Origin of the sequence: Trichocoleus sp. DQ-U1, assembly GCF_039961925.1 — a bacterium.
In the GTDB taxonomy this organism is placed as follows: Bacteria; Cyanobacteriota; Cyanobacteriia; order Cyanobacteriales; family FACHB-T130; genus FACHB-T130.
Genome location: NZ_JAMPKB010000021.1, coordinates 37,653 through 60,569, shown reverse-complemented (window position 1 = coordinate 60,569; position 22,917 = coordinate 37,653). Strand labels below are relative to the sequence as shown.

The window sequence follows — 22,917 nt, the reverse complement described above, 5'->3', positions numbered from 1 at the left end:
AAACATTGGCTCAGTCAGCCGACGCCAGCATCCGACTAAATTTTTGAGTCAATCCGAGCTTGCCCCTACACGGCTTCTGGCATCGCCTCAGCAACGCGAGCTGATTGAATAAACTCAGTAAACTTCTCTACTAATTGAGGATTTCTCCAACCTTTTGCCGTTTCTTCTGCAAAAATTTCTAAGGCTTGTGCTGATGTAAACGCGCGTTTGTAGGGACGTTCGCTTGTCAGGGCATCGTAAATATCAATAATTTGAAAAACCTGCGCCAAAAAGGGAATCTCCTCATTAGCTAAACCATCGGGATAACCCGTTCCATCCCAGCGTTCGTGGTGATTGCGAATAATTGGAATGACGCCCCGCATGGTTCGCAGCGGCTGACAAATTTTCTCACCAATCAGGACGTGCTGCTTCATAATTACCCATTCTTCGTCGTTGAGTTTCCCTGTTTTGAGCAGCACGGCGTCGGGAATGCCCACTTTACCGATGTCATGGAGATAACCGCCCCACATCAAATCCCGAACTTCGTTGCGAGAAAGATTCAGAAATTCACCAAAAGCTTTACCCATTTCCACCAGCCGTTCGCAGTGATCGCCTGTCGCCGGATCGCGGCTTTCAACACTACGGGCGATCGAGAACAGGACTTGTTCGGCGTGATCCAGGTCTTCATTCAAACGCTTTTGCTGGACGAGAGACCGGACTCTGGCAGAGAGTTCTAAGCGATCGAAGGGTTTGGTCAGAAAATCATCTCCACCTGCTTCAATGCCCAGAATGCGCGATCGCCTATCATTTAGCGCCGTGATAAAAACGACCGGGATCAGGCGGGTTTGTTCGTCTTGTTTTAACTTCCGACATACCTCAAACCCATCCATCCCCGGCATCATTACATCCAGCAGAATTAAATCTGGGTTGCACTCGACTACACGCTTCAATGCATCTGGCCCACTTTCTGCCTCCAAAACTTCGTAGCCTTCCACCGATAGCAGTGCTACCGCCGTCATCCGACTGGAGGGATGATCGTCAACCACCAGAATTTTGGGCAACTCCGAACCTAGAAAGCTCACTGAAGACAACCTTGTTTGAGAAGAAGCAGCCGTTGATAAATTGAGCATGATTTATAACATAAATTTGTTTTTAGTATGAGCGAATAGCTTAACCGTGGAATCGGGTTTTTCACGGATATTAACAGCACTTAGCAGACATCTTGATTGCAGCTTCCGTCTTCTGGCATCAGGCATCGATTTAATCTTCTGATAACCTACAAAATTCGGAGATTCTTTATCTGTCCGGGTTCGGTCAGGCAGTTCTTAAAAGTTAATAATCTTTCACTTGAGCGATTGCAAAGAATGCTACGATTATACACCGCCGTTTGAGACCTAGACCATTGCGGCGATCGCATTCAATCCCGATCGGGGACTGTAATAACCCGCAGTGTTTGCAAGCAGAGGTTTGTTCTAAAGCACTCGCTTGTAGAGCTATTGAATTCTGAGCTGGGATTGAAATAACCAACGCTTTTTCCAATGAGAGGTTGGCTCTAAAGCGCTAGCTTGTTGATCGATTTGACGACGCTGCAAAATCGCATCAGCGGGTTCGCACAGATGAGGGTCGCGGTAGGGAATGGCAGCTTTGGTGTGCAAATGCTCTTGTTCTTGTACTGAAAGCGCCGCTATATCTAGGTTTGTAAAACTAGCGACCGTTCCAGGCGATCGCCTTCCCACCGGGAATGTCGCACCAATTTGTAACCCAGCGGCGATTAAAGCAGCCCGCACCGCCGCCGCACAAGAATAAGTAGCAAGCCTCCCATCGGGTTTTAAGCACTTGGCAACCCAGCTTAAGAATTCCACCGTCCACAATTGCGGACATCGGGGGGGTGAAAAAGGATCGAGAAAAATCGCATCTGCCCGGAAGTTTGAGTGGTATATCTGCTGAATTGTGGCTCTGGCATCTCCCACGATTAGCTGAGCATTCAGGCGTTCGGTCTGAACTTTGCCAGAAGTGGCTAGCTGGTGGAAAATTTGGGCGTGATCTGGGTTCCAGTGGTTCAGTAGATGATGCGCGATCGCTGCTTTTGGTACCGATGCATCTAATTCCAGCCCCACCCACTCCACTCGGCAATTTGGATTCACTTGCCAAATCGTTTCCAAAGCCGCTGCGGTGTTATAGCCCAGACCATAACAAATATCCAACAAATGTAATGTTGGTTGATGCGCTTTTTGCCTGAGTTGAGTGGGTTCGACAAACTTAAGTTCGGCTTCCTTCTTCGCACCCTGCTGACTATGAAAAGTTTCGCCAAACTCTTCTGAAAAGAAGGTGAATGAGCCATCAGCGGTGAGTTGAGGTGTGAAGATGCCCATGTCTTGCATTTTTTAGAGAGGAAGGCAGGTTAATAAAGCACTGCAAAAACTGCTTAAGCTCAGTTGAAACTAAATTTAATTTTTCCAGATGACGAGTGACTCTTAGGCAAACTGCACGACTTCGGCTACGCTTGCCCACTCCTGAACCCACTTTTTACATAATGCATCAATCACTTCAGCCTCTTTAATACGAGATAACATGAAGCCCTGATTACCAAGATGCTGCTCTATGGAAGCTCTAAAGTGAGAAATTTTCGGTCATTTATTCTTGAAAACCGCTCGTGAAATCTTTCTAATAAGCAAATCAAAAGTTTATCATACCGCTGATTAAATGCATTACCAACGGGTTGCAGTTTATTAGGTGAAACTGGTTTAGTTTTGGTCAAAATGTAACTTTTCCAGCTTAGCGATAATTTCGTGTCTTGCTATCTATTTTATTGGTTCTAACACTCAGCTAACTCTATAAATTGTAAGTGAGTCACATGGATACTTAAAATTGAATTTCAAACAAAAACGCGATCGCTTCTCCACTATTGCAGTGGCAACACAGATGCGATCGCTCCCTGAAGACTTGTACACTGTTTTGATTGCAAAGAGTCAAGTCAATGACCGATACCCCTTTTGTCGTTTCCGCCCAGTGGCTTTTTGAACACCTGAGCCTTAGCGCAGCGGCTCCGGAGCTTTCGCAAGTTATCGTCGTGGACTGTCGCTTTTCCCTTGCCAATCCGGAATTGGGACACCAGCAGTATCTCACCAGTCACATTCCCGGTGCCTACTATCTGGATCTCAACAAAGACCTTTCTGCACCCGTCGGACAGCACGGGGGAAGGCATCCATTGCCCAATCCCGATGAATTAGCCAAGAAGTTAGCAGCCATTGGGGTAAATTTTCAGGAAACCTTGGTTGTTGCCTACGATGATTCCCGATTCGCCTTTGCTGCACGTCTCTGGTGGCTGCTGCGTTACCTAGGGCACGATCGCGTGGCTTTGTTAGATGGCGGCTTTTCCGGATGGCAGGCAGCGGAATATCCGGTTACAGATGTTCTTCCAACGCCTCAAATAGGCAAGTTTGTGCCTCAGGTGCGACAAGACTGGGTAGTAGATATTGAAACCGTCAAAGCCAGAAAAGACTTGCCAGGAGTGGTACTGGTAGATTCGCGGGAAGGCGATCGCTTTTCTGGCGAACAAGAACCCATTGACCCAATTGCCGGTCATATCCCCGGAGCCGTAAACTATCCTTGGCAGGAAGTATCGAGTAGTCAATCTTACCTACGACCGATGACGGAACAACGCGCACGATGGGTAGGCTTAGAGCAAGCTGAGGAGGTTTTAGTCTACTGTGGTTCTGGCGTTACCGCCTGCGTAAATCTGTTGTCTTTAGAAATAGCGGGAGTTCATACGGGCAAGCTATATGCTGGTAGTTGGAGTGATTGGTGTTCTTACCTGTAAATACTATAAAGGCAGTGCTTAAGTACTTGCCCTAACTATACGATAGTGTCCACTAGGACAGTAATAGAGTCCTCAACTAAGGTAGAGTTTAAAGAAGAAGTTATGTTTGACTTTATCGGTGCTGTTCCCCTTTTTCGACTTTAATCGCCGATTTTGCCCGAAAAACCTCCTGAATGCCAGCAGGTTTTGGGGAGATCCGGAAAGATAAAAAAGAATAGGGATTGCACTAAAGTACTTATGAATAATTATTCGTAACAAATTGCTAGAATAAATCATTCCACTAAAATTCTTTTCTACAAATTTTAGGTTTTAGTTTCTATGGCTTTCTTAATGAACCGTCTTTCTATTTTTGTAGACGGGAACAATATGTTCTACGCTCAACAAAAAAATGGTTGGTTTTTCGATCCTAGGCGAGTATTGGAATACTTTAGAAAGGAACAGCCCGATACAAATCTCATCAACGCCTTCTGGTACACCGGGCTAAAAGATCCGCAGGATCAGCGAGGATTTCGAGACGCACTAATTAGTTTGGGATACACCGTCCGTACAAAAATTCTTAAAGAATATTACGATGACACTTCCGGTCGCTATTCGCAAAAGGCGAACTTAGATATTGAAATTGTTGTTGATATGTTTAATACAGTAGAACAGTACGATCGAGTAGTTTTATTCAGTGGAGATGGCGATTTTGAAAGAGCCATCGAACTGTTACGTTCTAAAAATACGCATATTACAGTAGTTTCCACAGAAGGAATGATAGCGAGAGAGCTAAGAAACGCTACAGACCGCTACATAGACCTGAATGAAATTCGGGAATTTATTGAAAAAACTGAATATTAGTCTTCAAACCTTAGTTTTTTTGGCTATAACTAATTAGCAAGAACTAATGACTAACGGCGAATGAATCAAACTTGAAGGATGTGTTTTTTTGACCTATGAACGTTGAACCTAGCCAAGACCGGATTATTATTTTCGATACGACCCTTCGAGATGGGGAACAGTGCCCCGGCGCAACTCTGAATGTAGACGAAAAGCTGAGTATCGCGCGACAATTGGCTCGTTTGGGCGTGGATGTGATTGAAGCGGGGTTCGCTTATGCTAGCCCAGGAGATTTCGAGGCAGTTCAGAAAATTGCCAAGACAGTCGGGACAGAAGATGGTCCGGTTATCTGTAGTTTGGCAAGAGCGATCAAAGCAGATATTGAAGCCGCGGCAGAAGCGCTAAAACCGGCGGTAAAAGGTAGGATTCACACCTTTATTTCGACATCTGATATTCACTTAGAATATCAGCTAAGAAAGACAAGGGCTGAAGTGTTAGCGATCGCAGAAGAAATGGTCGCCTACGCTAAATCCTTCATGGACGATGTAGAATTCTCCCCAATGGATGCCGCTCGCTCCGATCCAGAGTTCCTCTACCAAGTGCTAGAGCGGACAATTGCGGCGGGTGCCAAAACTGTCAATATTCCCGATACCGTTGGTTACATGACTCCCAGCGAGTTTGGTGACTTAATTAAGGGAATTAAAGAGAATGTGCCGAATATTGACCAAGCAATTATTTCCGTACACGGTCATAATGACTTAGGCTTGGCGGTGGCGAACTTCTTGGAAGCTGTGAAGAATGGCGCACGACAGCTAGAATGCACCATTAACGGCATTGGCGAAAGAGCGGGAAATGCGTCGCTGGAAGAATTGGTGATGGCACTCCATGTCCGGCGTCAGTATTACAATCCATTTTTAGGACGCCCAGAGGAGTCAGAAGAACCCCTCACGAATATTGACACAAAGCAGATTTACAAAACATCTCGGTTAGTTTCCAACTTAACAGGGATGTTGGTGCAGCCGAATAAAGCAATCGTGGGCGCAAATGCTTTTGCACACGAGTCTGGCATTCACCAAGATGGGGTGCTGAAAAACAAGCTCACCTACGAAATCATGGATGCCCAATCTATCGGTTTAACCGATAATCAGATTGTACTGGGCAAACATTCCGGTCGCCATGCCTTCAGCGCTCGACTGAAAGAATTGGGATTTGAACTATCAGAAAGTGAGTTAAATAAAGCCTTTCTGAAGTTTAAAGACTTAGCGGATAAAAAGAAAGAAATCACCGATTGGGATTTGGAAGCGATCGCCAACGATGAAATCCAACAAGCCCCGGAAATTTTCCGCTTAGAATTGGTGCAAGTCTCTTGCGGCAGCAACTCTCAGCCCACCGCAACCGTCACACTTCGCACTCCCGCAGGCGAAGAACTCACCGACGCCGCCATCGGGACGGGACCCGTAGATGCCGTTTATAAAGCAATCAACCGCGTCGTCAACGTCCCCAACCAACTGATTGAATTTTCCGTTCAATCGGTAACGGCTGGAATTGACGCCATCGGAGAAGTTACGATTCGCCTACGGCACCAAGATCGAGTATTCTCCGGTCATGCTGCCAACACCGATATCATCGTCGCCTCCGCCCAAGCCTATGTCAACGCCCTGAATCGCTTGTATGTTGCCTTGGAAAAAGAAGAGACGCGATCGGCAGTAATCTCCCAAAAAGTATAAACCGCAAACAGCCATAGAGGTACGCAAAGTGAGAAAATCCTTTGCGTACCTTTTTATTTAATTCTGAATACCCAGCATGAAAGAAGATATTTTTGACAAAGAGAAAAAATTCCACGATCAATGGGCATCTACCATTGATGTAGAGGGAATTAAAGTCAAAGATTATTTTGAAGCTTGTACTTCCCCTGAAAATCGTTTCATCCTCAGACGACTGGGAGATATCAGAGGCAAAAAGCTTCTCGATTTAGGGTGTGGTGCTGGGGAAAATAGCGTTTACTTTGCCAAAAAAGGGGCGCTGTGCGTGGCATCTGACTACTCTCCCGGCATGGTGGAAGTCGCCCTACAACTGGCAGAGAAAAACGGCGTCGAGATTGAGGGGCGAACCATGAATGCGATCGCGCTCGATTGCCCCGATAATAGTTTCGATATCGTCTACGCCTCGAATTTGTTGCACCATTTACCCAATCCGAAACTCGCAATTCGGGAAATGCACCGGGTTCTTAAACCTGGTGGAAAAGCTTGTTTTTGGGACCCTCTGAAACACAATCCAGTCATTAATGTGTACCGCCGGATTGCGACGAAAGTGCGGACTGAAGATGAAACGCCGCTGGATATTAATATTGTCAATTTTGTAAAATCCCAGTTTTCAGAAACGTCTTACGATACGTTTTGGTTGGCAACGCTGTGGATTTTTCTACGCTTCTATTTGATTGAAAAAATCGATCCAAATAAAGAGCGTTACTGGAAAAAAATTATTATTGAACATGAAAGATTGGCACCCAATTATCAACGGTTAGAAAAGATGGATGGCGTTTTAAAAAAGATTCCTTTAATGAAGCGTTTTGCCTGGAATCTTGCTGTAGTCGCAACGAAATAATTTGTATTTCTCAAGTAAGCGGAGGATGAGATTAATTACTGAAAATTGTTAGCTTGTTTTGAGAAAAAACTCACACTGGTTAGGTTTCTAACCTCAAACGAAGCTAAGAATTCAGTAATTTGTAAGCGTTATTAGGACTAATCCCCAGCAAAAGTCACAAGTAAAAATTAAAAATGAAAGATAAATTCTTACATTTTTAATTTTTAGTTATTAATGATTAATGGTGGCTAGTTCATCCAGTTGAGCGAGGGTCTGCCAAACTTCGTGCAACATTTGATCTAGCCCAATGCCAGCAACCCCTGAAATCAGGAATACGGGTGCATGACTTAACTGACGAAGCTGTTGCGCGATCGCTTCCACATCACGATCGGGATCGATTGCATCCACCTTGTTCAGCGCCACAATCTGCGGACGATTTGCTAGCCCCCGACCGTAAGAGTGCAACTCCTGCTGTATCGTTTGATACGCAACAATGGGATCTTCGCTAGTCCCATCAATCAAGTGCAGCAGTAATCGGGTACGCTCGATATGACGCAAAAAGTCGTGTCCCAACCCGGCACCCATATGGGCACCCTCAATTAAACCTGGAATATCAGCAAATACGGTGCCGTCACCGCTGGGTTTGCGTACTACCCCCAAATTCGGCACCAAGGTTGTAAAAGGATAATCTGCTACCTTCGGTCGTGCCGCTGAAATCGCCGAAATCAGCGTAGACTTACCGGCATTGGGTAAACCAATAATCCCCACCTCAGCTAAGAGCTTCAGTTCTAAACGCAGCTGCCGTTTTTCACCTGGCAACCCGTCTAAAGCATAATCCGGCGCTCGATTGCGGTTGCTCAGGAAGTGCTGATTTCCCAAACCTCCCTTGCCACCCTTCGCCACACAAAAAGTTTGCCCGGTCTCAACCAAATCGCTCAGCAACTCATCCGTTTCGGCATCATAAACCATCGTGCCACGGGGAACATGAATCACGCGATCGCGTCCCGCGGCACCCGTGCGATTATTTGGCCCTCCGCGCGAACCGTCTTCAGCCTTGAAACGATGGGTATACTTGAAGTCCAGCAAGGTTTGCAAATTCTCAACCACCTCTAGAATCAGCGAACCACCGCGACCGCCATTCCCCCCGGATGGCCCCCCAGCTGGCACATATTTTTCCCGTCGGAAAGCGACAATTCCATCGCCGCCTTTCCCCGCCTCCACTTCAACTTCTACCTGATCGATAAATTGCATAAATTTCCTTTGCTAATTGCTAATTGTTACTGATTGATCGTTTGCTCCGGGATGCCATGAACCATGAACCATGAATCATGAACCATTAGCCATTAGCCAGTCTTCCACTAACAATACGGTGACACATCTTCACCACAATCATCCGCCAAATAGGATAAAGCGCGGAAGCGCAAACCTACTAACTGTTCGTAGATGGGATTGAGCTTACACAGCGGTGGAATGTGGACAATTTTGTGACCAAATAGCTTGACATCGCGCTCAAACGGGCACTGGGCAGGAATCATTTTGCACAAGAATCTCGCCAATCGCGGATCGTGAATTTCTAGCCCATCTAGCCATACCCGTACTGGGCGCAGCACATCCCGCTGCCGAATCCGAGCCGCTGCTCCTTTGTCCGAGTCAGCGGAAATCTCGCTTTCTGAGGTAGGAATCAGCGTTTGCCGCAGCAATGAAAGCGCTTTCGGCTGCTGTCCTAATGCCTCACAAAACTGGAATAGCAATTCATCCTCGCTGGAGGAATAAACGCCATCTGCGACTGCCACCATCACAGCGGTACGCAGGAAATCTTCTGCGCTTCTGGCATCTTGCCTAAAAGCCGCTGCTAATTCATCGGCAGTAATCGGTTCGAGCGATCCCAAATCCATTGTGGGCGCTACTTGGTTCTGAGTCAGCGATGAAATTAATTTCTGTTCTTCGGCGTCAAAATTGCCGTCTGCCCAAGCAACCATTAGCAAGCCGCGTATCCAAACCGCCATTTGCTCGCTGGTATAGGGAGACTGAAGTACGCTCGTCATAACACTCTGATTTGCTTGAATTTACGTTGCGATCCCTTTGAGTCGATTCTAGCTCTGGCTCAGCCTCGGATGGCTGTAAACTTAGAGACGGATCTCCTCACTTTATTGATATTTCTGTGAATTCACCAGAATTTGGATTATTCCTGATTTCGATCCTAGCGAGCGTTGCAGGGCAATTTTTGCTCAAAGCTGGAGCTTTGAAGTTAGGCAGAGTCAATGCAGCTAATTGGATCGGTCATCTTTTCAGCATTCTCGGTACACCAGAACTTCTAGCGGGTCTGGCTTGCTATGGTTTAGGGGCTTTTGTTTATATTTTGCTACTGACGCGGGTGAATCTCAGCATCGCTGGCCCTGCGGTAAGTCTGACTTATGTATTCTCTGTGCTGCTGGGTTATTTTATTTTCCGAGAAGCGATTCCTTTGAGCCGCGTGGTGGGTTTGGGTCTGATTATCAGCGGCGTGGTGTTAGTGATTTGGAAAAATTAAATTTCGTGCATTACGCCCTGCGCCACTTTTTCTTAACCCCTATTGATTGGGCGAAAATACAGAAAGTTGCACACCGGGTGTCATTAGTAATTGCTAATTGGTTCGTATCAACCATCATCCTTCACCCTTTTAGGAGTCGCGACTGCAACTAAACCATATACTCGGATGCCATGTTGTGCGAGTGTTTGAGCCGCAGATTGAGCGGTTGCTCCCGTGGTGTAAATGTCATCTAATAACAGGACTGGCGTAGATGGACGGCTACGAAGAAATTCTTTTCCAAGGGAGAAAGCGCCAGCTAAGTTTTTTTCTCGCTCGGTGCCAGATAAGCTAAACTGAGCCTCTGTCGCCCGTACCCGTTCCAAACCCAGCGATCGCATGGGGTAGCCGGTATAATCGCAAAAGCTTTGAGCCAGTAAATCTGCCTGATTGTAGCCTCGCTGACTCACTTTGGAGGGGTGCATGGGGATGGGCACTACGGTTAATTTGAGCTGAGCGGATACCGGAGAATTCAGCCATGCTTGAGCAAGCCAATGACCCAACGGACGAGCCAGTTGGGGATGGTTTTCATATTTTAGGGCAGCGATCGCTCTCTTCATTGCCCCTCCATATCCGCCCCAAGCAAACACGGGTAGTTGCCCTTGCCAAAATTGGTTAGGATTGGACATCTGACAGCGTTGCAGTTGCCGCTGACAGTCTTCGCAAAATTCTTGAGAAGTCGGGCGCTGGCAGAGTGGGCAGTTGGACTTCAGAAATAGATTTAGCAAACCTTTTACAGTCTGGCTCCAATGCCCCATCGTCAATACCTCATCCTTGGGGAAGATTTCTTTAAAATACAAGTAGGTTTGTAAGCGATCGCGCAAGTAACGTCTAGCTTAATTTTTTACAAAATTAATGAATTTAACTTTAAGAATCAGAGTTTTTTTAAACTTTCACACCGAATTACACCAAAAAATTAGCTGAAGTTCCAGAATAATGGCTGACTCTAATCATGTCAGAAAAAAGTCGTCGAACACGAGCTTCGGGTCGCAGGTCATTGGCCCCATCCTAACAGTGGTGACGCTTGTCGCCATTGAGGTGCTGTCTCAGACAAAATTTGCCATCCCCAACCCAGGCCCGATTTCCCTCACCACGGTTGTTTATGCTACCTTCAGCGGCAGTTTTTGGGCTGGGTTGATTAGCGCAGCGATTTCGCTGGTGTATGCCCTTGGCTTCTTTTCCAACCCCGGACATTTGTTTGAGTACACAGACGAAAATGCCCGTCACTTGCTCGTACTAGCCTTCACCACACCAGCTCTGGTGTTGATGGTCGGGTTTCTAAAGCGCCGCGCAGAACAAGCTTTGAGGCTAGAGGCGACTAACGACATTCTGAATCAGCAACTGGGCGAACGCAAACAGGTCGAGGAAAAGCTGAGGAGGGCAAACGAGCGCTTTGAGCTGGCGGCTGCGGCAATTAATGGGATTATCTACGAATTGGATCTGACTCAGAACACGATAGAAAGGACACAAGGGCTGAGTGAGGTTCTAGGCTATCAAATTGAAGAAGCCCAAACAACTGTTCAGTGGTGGATGGAGCGGATTCATCCGGATGACCGACAGCGGGTACACGAGGAAATAAACAGCAAGATCGCCGCCAGTAGTAGTTTTACCGTTGAATATCGGATTCGCCACAAAAACGATCGGTATCTATATGTTTGGGATAGAGGGCTAATCGTGCGAGATGCTGATGGGCGTGCAGTGCGCGTGGTTGGCTGTACTTTAGACATCAGCGAAAGCCGAATTGCTCAAGACGAATGCGATCGCGCTCATTCGCAATTGGAAACCGAACGCGCCCTCCTAGAAGCGGTGCTGCGGCAGCTACCAGTCGGCGCGATTGTTGCCGAAGCTCCCTCCGGGAAGCTGATCCTCGGCAATGAGCAGGTGGATCGGATTTGGCGTCATCCTTTTCGGCAATCTAGGGATATTGAGGAGTACCGCGAGTACCAAGGCTTCCACGCCGACGGGCGACCTTATCAGCCGCAGGAATGGCCTTTGGCACGTTCCATCAGCACCGGCGAAGTCGTCATTGATGAAGAAATTCAATTTTTGCGGGGGGATGATACGCGGGGCACAATGCACGTCAGCTCCTCTCCGGTATGCGATCGCGCGGGCAACCTCGTCGCTGCTGTTGTCACCTTTTTCGACATCACCCAGCGCTCTTCAAACCAAGCTTTGTTAGCGACGCAAAACACGGTCTTGGAAATGATTGCCAAAGGTGCCGCCCTCCCCTCCGTGCTGGATGTTCTCGCCCGGTTGATCGAACAACAGTCGGATGACGCTCTGTGTTCCATTCTGCTGATGAACAAAGAAAAGCAAAAACTCTATCGCGGTGCAGCACCCAGCATTCCAGACAGCTACTTTCAAGCAGTCCCTGACGGGATTCCCATCGGTGCTGTAGCTTGCAGTTGCGGTACGGCGGTTTATCGGCGCGAACCAGTAGTTGTGTCGGATATTGCCAACGATTCCCTGTGGGCAGAATACAAAGATTTGCCCTTGTCTCATGGATTCCAAGCGTGTTGGTCAGTCCCGATTTTTGCCACGAATGGAGATATCTTAGGCACTTTTGCGATGTATTACCGCAAGCCGCAACAGCCTAGTTTGCACGACCAGAAACTGGTTGAGATATCGACCAATCTGGCAGGCATCGCCATTGAGCGTCACTGCACCGAAGAGGCAAAGCGGCAAAGCGAAGCCCGATTTCGGCGTCTGGTGGAATCCAATATCATCGGGGTCGTCTTCGCCGACTTTAACGGCAATGTCACCGATACCAACGACGCCTTTTTGAATCTGCTTGGCTACACCCGCCAAGAGCTGCAAACGGGCAAAGTGCGTTGGGATATCATGACCCCGGAGGAATTCGACGATTTGGATCGGCACAAAAACCAAGAAATGCTGAACTCCGGCACGTGTACGCCTTGGGAAAAAGAATACGTTCGTAAAGATGGCAGCCGCGTTCCAGTTCTCGTCGGGTTGGCTCGGTTGGAAGAATCTCCCGATAGTTGCGTTGCTTTTGTCCTCGACCGCACCCAACGCAAGCGTGCAGAGGAAGCACTCAAAGAAAGTGAAAAGCGGTTCCGTCAGCTGGCAGAAAACATCGATGAAGTGTTCTGGATTCGTTCGGACGCTCCGAAACAGTTACTCTATGTCAGTCCCGCCTATGAAAAAATCTGGGGTCGCACGACCGTAAGCCTTTACGAAGACCCTTCATCCTGGGTGAATTCCATCCATCCAGAAGATCGAGAGCGGGTAATCGCTGCGGCGAAAAAGCAGAGCTACGAAAAGTACGATCAAGAGTATCGGATTGCCCGACCCGACGGCGAGGAGCGCTGGATACGCGATCGCGCTTTTCCGATCCAAAACGATCGGGGAGAGGTTTACCGCATTGTTGGCATTGCCGAGGACATCACTCGCGCCAAGCAGTTAGAAGCGACTCTGCGGCAACAGGCAGAAGAATTAGAGAGAGCAAGCCGGATCAAAGACGAATTTTTGGCAATCGTCTCCCACGAACTGCGGACGCCCTTAAACGCGATGCTGGGTTGGGCGACGATGCTCCGGACGCGGAAACTCAATGAAACCACCACCGCACGGGCGCTAGAGACGATTGAGCGCAACGCCAAATCACAGGTAAAACTGATTGAGGATTTATTAGATGTCTCGCGCCTAATTCGCGGGCAAATCCGCCTGAATATTCGTCCAGTTGACCTGATATCGGTAATTGAGTCATCCATCAATACCGTCTTACCTTCCTGCGAAGCCAAAGCGATCGCTCTAGAATCAATGCTCGTTCCTGATATTGGCGTTGTGATGGGTGATGCAGAACGCTTGCAGCAAATCGTCTGGAATCTCCTTTCCAATGCCATTAAGTTCACACCGGAAGGCGGACGAGTCACGGTAAAGTTGTCAACGGTCAAGGGGAATGAGTCATCGGGAATCGGGAATAGCAACCCATCGAACCCATTCCCCATTCCCAACCACGCCCAAATTGAAATCAGCGACACCGGATTGGGCATCAGTCCTGACTTTCTGCCCTACGTCTTCGAGCGCTTTCGGCAAGCGGATAGTACAACGACGCGATCGCAAGCGGGTTTGGGGCTAGGGTTAGCCATCGTCCGCCAACTGGTGGAACTGCATGGCGGCACCGTTGAGGTGACGAGTCCAGGAGAAGGACTCGGAGCGACCTTTACAGTGCGGTTGCCCCTCTTAGAAAGGACACAGGTAGGACTAAAAACTTCAGGACTGTTAGCGCAGCGGCAGGAAGTGCAGATTGACCTAGAACAAGCAAATGAGAAAACCCAAAATTACTCTTACTCCTCAACCCTCAACCCTCAGCCCTCAGCCCTCAGCCCTCTTCCCTCCTCTTCTCTCAGTCCTCAGTCCTCAGCCCTCAGTCCTCTTCCCTCCTCTTCCCTCACTCCTCCTGTCCTGAACATTCTGAGTGGAGTGCGGATACTGGTTGTAGATGATGAAGCAGACGCACGAGAATTTCTTTCCACAGCCTTGGAACAGTATGGAGGAAAGATACTTGCTGTGGCATCCGTTCTCGATGCCTTAGAAGCACTCGAACAGTTTCAGCCGGATGTCCTTGTCAGCGACATCGGAATGCCCTTGGAGGATGGCTATTCGCTAATTGCCAAAGTCAGGAACCATTCGGCAGAACGAGTGAGGCGGCTGCCAGCACTCACACTCACCGCCTATGCAAGTTCGGCAGATACCGAGCGAGCGAGCGCTGCGGGTTTCGATGGACACATCGCTAAGCCAGTTGAGCCATCCCTGTTAGCAGAAGCGATCGCTAAGCTTATTCGCTAGACGCACTGCTTGCTCAATTGGCTGAAAGAACGAGAGCGGCGCGATCCCCAAAGTCGGGATTTAACCCTCAAAATAGTATCAGGAGGGGAAAAGCAATCTATGCATATCATACCTTGGGCCGCTCTCGGCTACGGGCTAGTAGTATCTATTTGTACTTTGCTGGGTCTGTGGCTAGGGCCGGAATTATTAAACAATCTTTTTGCAGCGAATGGTTTTATCCCACATGGACATTGCTACTTGTGGAAACCAGGGTTGGTGTCACTTCATGTTGCCACCGATACGTTAATCGGACTGGCGTATGTTTCGATTTCAGTGACGCTAGTTTATTTAGTCCACAAAGCGCGTCGAGATATTCCTTTTCATTCAGTATTTATCGCCTTTGGATTTTTCATTATTGCCTGCGGTGCCACGCATTTTATAGAAGTGTGGACACTATGGATGCCCGTTTATTGGCTATCTGGAACGATTAAATTAATTACAGCGATCGCTTCAGTGACGACAGCCTTGGTAATCCCGCCATTAGTTCCTCAAGTCCTGACGCTGATTGCCTCTGCAAAAACCTCTGAAGATCGTAAACTCCAACTAGAAACGGCAAACGTTGAGTTAGAGACGCTTTACCAAAAACTTAAGGAACTTGACCAATTAAAAACCCAATTTTTTGCCAACGTTAGCCACGACTTGCGGACACCACTTGCCTTGATCTTGGGGCCAACGGAGAAACTGCTCTCCGAGCCGAATCTGACCAACCCAGAACAACGTCAAAACCTAGAATTGGTGGATCGTAACGCCCGTACCCTGCTCAAACGGGTCAACGATTTGCTGGATGTCTCCAAGCTGGAGGCAGGCAAAATGGAAGTGAACTACGCGCTCAGCGACGTGGCTGAGCTGGTGCGGCTGATTGCTGCCAACTTTGAAACCATTGCAGAAGACCGTCAGATATCCTTCGTTGTCGAAACTCCTTCATCTCTTAGGGCGAGTGTCGATCCAGATAAGTGGCAGCGCATCTGCTTCAATCTACTTTCCAACGCCTTCAAATTCACCCCGATGGGGGGTAGTATCCGCTGCATCCTTGCGGAAGTCAGTCCTCAGGAGCAGGGGCACAGAGGCACAGAGGAGCAAGTCTTCGCCCTGGACTCCCTGTCGTCTTCATCCTTCACCCTCACCATTGAAGATACTGGCCCAGGCGTGCCACCAGAACTCCGGGAAGTCATTTTTGAGCCGTATCGCCAAGAGGAATTCGTTACTCAGCAAGGATTTGGCGGTACTGGTCTGGGGCTAGCCATTGTCAAGGAGTTCGTTGAATTGCACGGCGGCTCCATAGAAGTTAACCAGGCTCCAAAAGGCGGGGCAGTTTTCACGACCTGGATGCCGCAAGCAGCACCCTCAGACGTTCTAAGTACCAATGCAGAAGAGTTGCTAGTACCCGATGGGAATCGCGATTTTCATCTGGATGGGGAGACGATTGCGATCGCGCAACCAGCTGCTACAGACTCCGACAAGCTGACTTCGACAAATCTTCAAATCGATTCGACGCGATCGCCCCAGGCGAAAACATCCATAAATTACAAGGAAATTGCCCTTTCTGTAATGGCAGAACTGGGGCATCAACCCAACGATTTGGAATCGGGATTAAATTACCAGTCATCAAAAATTTTCCCATCAGAACAGTCCGCGCAAAATCCTCAAGGTGAAATTTCTAATTCTCAATCCCCACTCGTGCTGGTAGTTGAAGACAATCCGGAAATGAATCGCTTCATCGTCGAGAGTTTAGCGCCAGAGAATCGGGTCATAAGTGCCCGGAATGGGCAGGAAGGATTGGACAAAGCGATCGTACTGCATCCTGACTTAATCCTCACCGATATGATGATGCCTCAAATGAACGGCGACCAGCTAGTGCGGGAAGTCAGAGCCATCAAGGAACTCGATACGATCCCGATTGTTCTGCTGACGGCGAAAGCAGACGACGAGCTACGGGTGCAGATGTTACGAGAAGGCGTACAAGATTACCTGATGAAGCCCTTTCATATCGAGGAACTCCGGGCGCGGGTGGGCAATGCGATCGCTATGAAACGCACCCGTGAGATTCTTCAGCAGGAGTTACAAACTCTGGATATAGACCTCGCCACCTTAGCCAAAGAACTCACCTCCCGCCAGCGCGAATTGCAGGCTTCCCATCAAAATTTAGAAATTCGGGTTCGGGAAAGAACTGCCGAACTCGCAACAGCGAATGAATTACTTCAAGAACAAATTGCCCTGGCTCAACAAGCCGAACAAGAGCTGCGGAAGAGCGAACAACGCTTCCGCAGCTACTTTGAACTTCCTTTAGTCGGAATCGCCATCAGTTCGCCAGACAAAGGTTGGCTAGACGCCAACGATAAATTGTGCGACATCTTTGGCTATTCCCGGCAAGAACTCACGCAAATGACTTGGGATCAATTAACTCATCCCGATGATTTGCCAGCCGATGTAGAGCAATTCCAGCGGATTTTAGCAGGCGAAATTGAAGCCTACTCAATGGACAAGCGGTTTATCCGCAAAGATGGTCAAACGATCCACGCCAGCATCTCGACTCGCTGCGTACGCCGTACTGACGGCTCAATTGATTACTTCGTGGCTCTCGTTCAGGACATCACCGAACGGCACCAAGCACTTCAAGCACTCAAATGGGAAAGATCCATCCTTCGCAGCTTCTTCGATAGCGCTTCTTTGATGATGGGGATTGTCGAGTTGGTGGAAGATGACATCCGGCATATTTCTGATAACTCCACCTCAGCAAAGTTCTTTGGGCTAACTCCCGAAGCGATGCAAAATCGACTGAGTAGCAGTTTGGGAGTCCCGCCGCAATACCTGCGATTGTGGATTCATCAATATCGGTTGGCTCAACGCACCCAGACAACCATCCGCTTTGAATACCCTCACGAGACTGACTTAGGTAAGAAGTGGCTGTCTGCTAGCGTCTGTCCCATCGAGGGAGCTTCCAGTTTGCATCCGAAATTTGCGTATGTGATTGAGGACATCACCAACCGCAAAAAATCTGAGAAAGAACGGCTCCAGCTCGTCCGCGAACAGGAAGCGCGTGCCCAAGCTGAAGAGGCGCAGCAGCGTTATCTCTCCCTAGCAGAGGCGATTCCACAGATGGTGTGGACGGCACAGCCAGATGGGTCAGTGGATTACTACAACCAACGCTGGTTTGACTACACGGGAACAACGCTGGAGCAAGCCCAAGGCTGGGGATGGCAGCCTGTACTCCATCCAGACGATTTGCAGGCATCGGTAGACGGCTGGAACAATGCTATTGATACGGGTGAGACTTACGAAGCGGAATGCCGCTTTAAGAGAGCCTCAGATGGCGTTTACCGCTGGCATCTGGTTCGGGCATTGCCGCTACGCGATCGCCATCAATGGGTCGTCAAGTGGTTCGGGACTTGCACCGACATTGACGATCGCAAACGCGCGGAACAGTCACGGCAATTCCTCTCGGAAGCTGGCGTCGTGCTGGCTGACTCGCTGGATTATCAAGCTACGTTAGAACGCCTCGTACATCTGGCGGTGCCGCACCTTGCCGACTGGTGCGCCGTTCATACAGTTGAGCCGGATGGCTCGATTCGCCAACGAGCGGTTGCCCATGCAGACGCCTCAAAGGTTGAGCTGGCATGGGAGGTAGAGCGTCGTTATCCCTTCGATCCCAAGGTGCCCCGTGGTTTGGCGAAAGTGTTGCATACAGGTGAGGCAAAACTCGCTCCGGAGGTTTCCGATGAATTGCTCGTCGCGATCGCCCGCGATCCGGAACACTTGGAAATCCTCCGCAAGGCAGATTTCAAATCTTATATGTGCCTACCATTAATTGCCCGTGGACGAATCTTGGGAGCGATCGCCTTTATTACTGCCGAATCGGGTCGTCACTACAATCAGGCGGATCTCTCCTTGGCTTCTGAACTAGCTCACCGCGCTGCCTTGGCGGTAGACAATGCGCGACTTTACCACGAAGCTCAAGAAGCCAATCGCATGAAAGACCAGTTCCTGGCGATTGTCTCCCACGAACTGCGAACTCCGATCAACGCCGTCCTGGGTTGGGCACAGCTGCTCCGCAGCCGCAAGTTTGATGAAAACCGGACGGCGCAGGCGTTGGAAACTATCGAGCGCAATGCCAAGGCACAGACGCAGCTGATTGAGTCGCTTTTGGATGTCTCGCGCATGATCCGGGGGAACTTGCCCCTCAGTCTCCTCCCAGTTGACCTAGTGCCGGTGATTCAAACTTCAATTAATTCTGTACTGGCAACAGCTCAGACACGGGAAATTCAAGTAGAGACAGTGCTAGACCCCTCTGGCAGACGTGTCCAAGGCGATCCCGTCCGATTGCAGCAGGTAATGTCAAATCTGCTCTCGAATGCTCTCAAGTTCACACCGAACGGCGGACAAGTGACGGTGCGAATGTCAATCGTTATTGGGAATAGGTCATCGGTAATGGCTAATGCGGAAGAATCTCACCCATTACCAATTACCAATTACCAATTACCAATGACTCACTATGCCCAAATCCAAATCAGCGACACCGGAGTGGGTATTACTCCTGACTTTTTGCCCCATGTCTTTGACTTGTTCCGTCAGGCTGATAGTACAACCACGCGATCGCATGGCGGTCTAGGGCTAGGACTCGCGATTGTCCGCTATCTTGTAGAAATGCATGGCGGCACCGTCAGCGCCCAAAGTCCAGGCGAAGGACTCGGAGCCACTTTTACAGTGCGCCTACCTCTTTTAGAGAGTACGCAAGTAGGGCTGAAAACTTCAGGACTGTTAGCGCACCAGCACGAAGTGCCGACTGAGGTAGAAAACACAAATCAAGAAAGAAAAAATTCCTCTTCCCCTTCCCCTTCCCTCAATCCTCAATCCTCTTCCCTGAATCCTCAATCCTCTTCACTCAATCCTCACTCCTCATCCCCTTCCTCTTCCCTGAATCCTCAGCCCTCAGTCCTCAGCCCTCAGTCCTCTTCCCTGAATCCTCAGTCCTCAGTCCTCAGCCCTCAGTCCTCTTCCTCTTCCCTCAATCCTCATGCTCTCAGCGGATTGCGCCTTCTGTTAGTGGAAGATGATGCCGATATCCGCGAAGTCGTTGTCACCACTCTAGAGGAGGCAGGAGCAAGTGTGAGAGCCGTGGCATCAGTGCCAGAAGCCATAAAGGCACTGGATCGAGAGTTGCCAGACCTGGTGATTAGCGATATCGGAATGCCGTTAGAGGACGGCTATGGGCTGATTCGCCAACTGCGGAATCGAGAAGCCGAACGCGGAGGCAAGATTCCCGCGATCGCGCTGACCGCCTACACCACTGAGGAAGACCAGCAGCAAACTCTTGCCGCTGGCTATCAGCGCCATCTTTCTAAGCCGGTGGAAACCGCCCAGTTGGTAGCAGTCGTGGCGAATCTTTGGAAATCGCCGGGTCAAATTCGGAATGATGAATAAATAATTAAGTTATGATGCATTGTTCCCTATTTACCCTTTCACCTGAGTGGAAAAACTCCACTGGCTCGACCAAATTCAACCCTTCGACCGCACCCTGGTAGGCGACAAAGCTTTTTCCTTGAGCCGAGTCATACAGCGTGGCTATCCGGTCGTGCCCGGTTTTGTCGTTCCGGCAACCGCAGCCCGTCAATTTCTCGAAAGCATTCAATGGTCGGCACCGCTTGGCTTAGACCTGCCCTATTCTTCGCTACATCTGGATGTAGATAATCCCCGCCAACTACAGAGCGTTGCTCAAACGATTCGGCAGGAAATTACAGCCGCTACGCTACCGTCGTCTTGGATGTCGGAGATAGAATCGGCACAAGCGCATTGGCAAACGAAGGTGCTGATTTTGCGCCCCTCTTTGGCTTTAGATCCGGCGTCTAAAGTTCAGGCAACCGGGGTGCTTTTACCAGAGTCTGGGCTTTTAGAATCCCACGTTTGTCTGGCGACGCCAGAGAGCTTGGCGATGGGTTTGAAGCTGGCTTGGGCAGAGCTGTTTCGTGCCAGAAGTTTGTTTTATTGGCACTGTTGGGGTATTCAGACTGCTCAGCTGAACTTGGCGATTTTAGTGCAACCCGTCTTAGATGCGATCGCTTCCGGGACTCTTCAAGCAACTCCAGAGTGCTGGGAAATTCAGTCAACTTGGGGACTGGGCAAGGCGCTAGTCTTGGGAGAAGTGGTTCCAGATTTCTATCAGGTGCAACCAGAAACGGGGGAAGTGCAAACTCGATATCTGGGCAGTAAAACCCGTGCTTATCGTCTTGAGAACTTTAGGGACGCCCAAACCAACACAAACAGCACGGAGAATTTCACAAACACCCACCCTTCTCGATTAAGGGTAGATAATTGTCTAGAAGCTTATCTGCTCAACGAAGAGCAACAAAATTATTACGCCCTGGAAGAAAAACACTTAGATGTTCTTATTCAACTGGCGAAGCAACTGAGGACTGAACTCGGCCCAACTTTTACTTTGGAGTGGACGCTCTCTCCAGGAAAAGAAAATGAAGGCAACCAGTTGTATCTCACACAAGTCATCGTTGGGCACTCAGCAATGAGCTTGAAGGAGTCCAAAATTAAAGTAGGAGCGGTTAAGGAATCCTTACAGCACTCAGTAGAGATCGGTCATTCCTCCTTGATGCTCGCTCCTTTATCCTTCTTTTCGCCCCAGACTCAGCACCGCCTACAGGAAGGGAAAGTGCCTACAGTGCCAGAACCAGACCTAAAGCCTTTGATCGAAGGGCTGGGAGCGTCAGCAGGACGGACAATTGCGATCGCTCATGTATTAACTGATTCCAATCATCTCCACTTCCCGGATACCGATGGAGATGAAAACTCGCCTGTTAATGGGAAAATTTTAGTCGTCAAAAGCATTACTCCCGATCGGCTGGTACTGCTAAAACAGGCTGTCGCTGTAGTTGCCGAACAGGGTGCGATGACTTGTCACGCTGCCATTATTGCCAGGGAATTAGGCATCCCAGCGGTTGTTGGTGCTGTCGGTGCCACCCGGCTGATTCAAACCGGCGACGCCGTGCTAGTAGATGGTGACAAGGGAGCAGTTTATCGCGTTGAGGCTCAAGCAGGCGAGCGGGAGAAAATTCTTCCGCACTCCTCTCTCTCCACCCCACACTCTGCACCCTTCACCCCGCACTCTGGACTCCCCACTCCTCACGCTGCACTTTCCACCCCGCACTCTGGACTCCCGGCTCCTCACGCTGCACTTTCCACTCCTCGTCCCTCAGCCCTCAGTCCTCAGCCCTCAGTCCTCAGCCCTCAGTCCTCAGCCCTCAGTCCTCAGCCCTCAGTCCTCAGCCCTCAGCCCTCAGTCCTCAGTCCTCAGCCCTCAGTCCTCAGTCCTCAGTCCTCAGTCCTCGCAACTCAACTGCTGGTCAACCTCAGTCAACCCAGCAGTATCAAACGCGCGGCTCAGATGCCGGTGGATGGAGTAGGATTATTGCGCTCTGAGCTGATGCTGCTGGAAGTTTTGCAGGGACAACATCCTCAACGATGGCTCCAGCAGCAGCGTGAAGACGAGTTGAGGGAAATTCTTGCCCAACAACTGTGCCAGTTTGCCGAGGCATTTGCGCCTCGCCCGGTATTTTATCGCTCTCTAGATTTGCGATCGCATGAATTTCAATACTTAGTTGGTGGTTCTTTGGGGCACCCGGAAGCCAATCCGATGCTGGGGATGAGGGGAACATTCAGCTATGTTTCCAATCCCGCCTTGTTCGATGTAGAACTGGCAGCTTTAGTACGGGTGCAGCAATCGGGATATACCAATCTCCGCTTGCTGTTGCCTTTTGTCCGCACGGTGGAAGAGTTTTCCTTCTGTCGCCGCCGCGTTGAACAAGCCGGACTCAGCCAATCGCCTCAATTCCAACTCTGGATCGTCGCTGAAGTGCCGTCGGTTCTATTTTTGCTACCTGATTACGTGAAAGCGGGTGTCCAGGGAATCTCGATCGGCACTAACGATCTCACCCAGCTGCTGCTGGGAGTTGACCGAGACCAAGCGCAGATGGCGGCGGCGTTTGATGAGCGTCATCCAGCAGTCACGCAAGCGATCGCGCAACTCATCCAAATGGCAAAACAGGCAGGAATTCCCTGCTGCATCTGCGGTCAAGCACCGGCTCAATATCCAGAGTTGATCGATCGGCTTGTGCAGTGGGGCATTCCCTCAATTTCTGTGGAACTAGATGCCGTTGAGCGAACCTATAACGCGATCGCTCGTGCCGAACAACGCCTTCTCTTAGCAGCCGCCCGTCGTCAGTTGAATCAATAAGTAGCGATCGGCAAAAATCTGGTAGAGACGGTTTCAAATCCACACCCACTTTTTGCCCTTTGTCTTAAG

The 22,917-nt window shown here is 49.4% G+C and carries 13 protein-coding genes; 8 read left to right on the top strand and 5 right to left on the bottom strand.

The genetic code is table 11. The annotated features are described in order from the left end of the window. Positions 1–65 precede the first annotated feature (65 nt). Together NDI34_RS11385 and NDI34_RS11380 are read right to left on the bottom strand one after the other, a co-directional pair. Positions 66–1,109, bottom strand: a complete 1,044-nt coding sequence (locus NDI34_RS11385) for a two-component system response regulator (RefSeq protein WP_190414701.1) — start codon at positions 1,107–1,109, stop codon at positions 66–68. Positions 1,110–1,472: 363 nt separating this feature from the next. Further along, a complete protein-coding gene (locus tag NDI34_RS11380) occupies positions 1,473–2,360 on the bottom strand; it encodes an MnmC family methyltransferase (protein ID WP_348232694.1) in 888 nt (295 codons plus the stop codon). A 596-nt stretch (positions 2,361–2,956) separates the two neighbouring features. Here NDI34_RS11380 and NDI34_RS11375 point away from each other — a divergent pair. The 4 genes from NDI34_RS11375 to NDI34_RS11360 all read left to right on the top strand — a co-directional run bounded on the left by NDI34_RS11375 (position 2,957) and on the right by NDI34_RS11360 (position 7,222). Continuing rightward, positions 2,957–3,799 carry a sulfurtransferase gene (locus NDI34_RS11375; protein ID WP_348232693.1) on the top strand — a complete coding sequence of 281 codons (843 nt, stop codon included), beginning with the start codon at positions 2,957–2,959 and terminating at the stop codon, positions 3,797–3,799. A 318-nt stretch (positions 3,800–4,117) separates the two neighbouring features. Next, positions 4,118–4,639 carry an NYN domain-containing protein gene (locus NDI34_RS11370; protein WP_190414139.1) on the top strand — a complete coding sequence of 174 codons (522 nt, stop codon included), beginning with the start codon at positions 4,118–4,120 and terminating at the stop codon, positions 4,637–4,639. 95 nt (positions 4,640–4,734) lie between these two features. Then, positions 4,735–6,345: a 2-isopropylmalate synthase gene (locus tag NDI34_RS11365; RefSeq protein ID WP_348232692.1), complete on the top strand. Its 1,611-nt coding sequence runs from the start codon at positions 4,735–4,737 to the stop codon at positions 6,343–6,345. Positions 6,346–6,421: 76 nt separating this feature from the next. Beyond that, positions 6,422–7,222, top strand: a complete 801-nt coding sequence (locus NDI34_RS11360; protein WP_348232691.1) for a class I SAM-dependent methyltransferase — start codon at positions 6,422–6,424, stop codon at positions 7,220–7,222. A gap of 210 nt (positions 7,223–7,432) precedes the next feature. Here the strand turns inward: NDI34_RS11360 and obgE are convergent, their stop codons facing one another. Both obgE and NDI34_RS11350 read right to left on the bottom strand, forming a co-directional pair. Further along, entirely contained in the window at positions 7,433–8,452 is a 1,020-nt protein-coding gene (obgE, locus tag NDI34_RS11355; protein WP_190414133.1) for a GTPase ObgE, read from the bottom strand. Positions 8,453–8,559: 107 nt separating this feature from the next. Beyond that, positions 8,560–9,246 (bottom strand): Mo-dependent nitrogenase C-terminal domain-containing protein, encoded by a 687-nt coding sequence (locus NDI34_RS11350; RefSeq protein WP_190414131.1) that lies wholly within the window; start codon positions 9,244–9,246, stop codon positions 8,560–8,562. 116 nt (positions 9,247–9,362) lie between these two features. Between NDI34_RS11350 and NDI34_RS11345 the strand changes: the two genes are divergently transcribed. Continuing rightward, positions 9,363–9,731, top strand: coding sequence for an EamA family transporter (locus NDI34_RS11345; protein ID WP_190414128.1), 369 nt, complete (start codon positions 9,363–9,365; stop codon positions 9,729–9,731). A 107-nt stretch (positions 9,732–9,838) separates the two neighbouring features. On the opposite strand, the gene NDI34_RS11340 is transcribed toward NDI34_RS11345, so the two are convergent. Next, on the bottom strand, positions 9,839–10,525 hold the full coding sequence (locus NDI34_RS11340; protein WP_190414126.1) for a ComF family protein: 687 nt from the start codon (positions 10,523–10,525) through the stop codon (positions 9,839–9,841). A 178-nt stretch (positions 10,526–10,703) separates the two neighbouring features. On the opposite strand from NDI34_RS11340, the gene NDI34_RS11335 reads away from it, so the two are divergent. From NDI34_RS11335 to NDI34_RS11325, 3 genes are all read left to right on the top strand, one after another. Further along, on the top strand, positions 10,704–14,573 hold the full coding sequence (locus NDI34_RS11335) for a PAS domain-containing protein (protein ID WP_348232690.1): 3,870 nt from the start codon (positions 10,704–10,706) through the stop codon (positions 14,571–14,573). A gap of 99 nt (positions 14,574–14,672) precedes the next feature. Beyond that, positions 14,673–20,030: a PAS domain S-box protein gene (locus NDI34_RS11330; RefSeq protein WP_348232689.1), complete on the top strand. Its 5,358-nt coding sequence runs from the start codon at positions 14,673–14,675 to the stop codon at positions 20,028–20,030. A 46-nt stretch (positions 20,031–20,076) separates the two neighbouring features. Then, positions 20,077–22,848: a putative PEP-binding protein gene (locus NDI34_RS11325; protein ID WP_348232688.1), complete on the top strand. Its 2,772-nt coding sequence runs from the start codon at positions 20,077–20,079 to the stop codon at positions 22,846–22,848. The last annotated feature ends 69 nt before the right edge of the window (positions 22,849–22,917 follow it).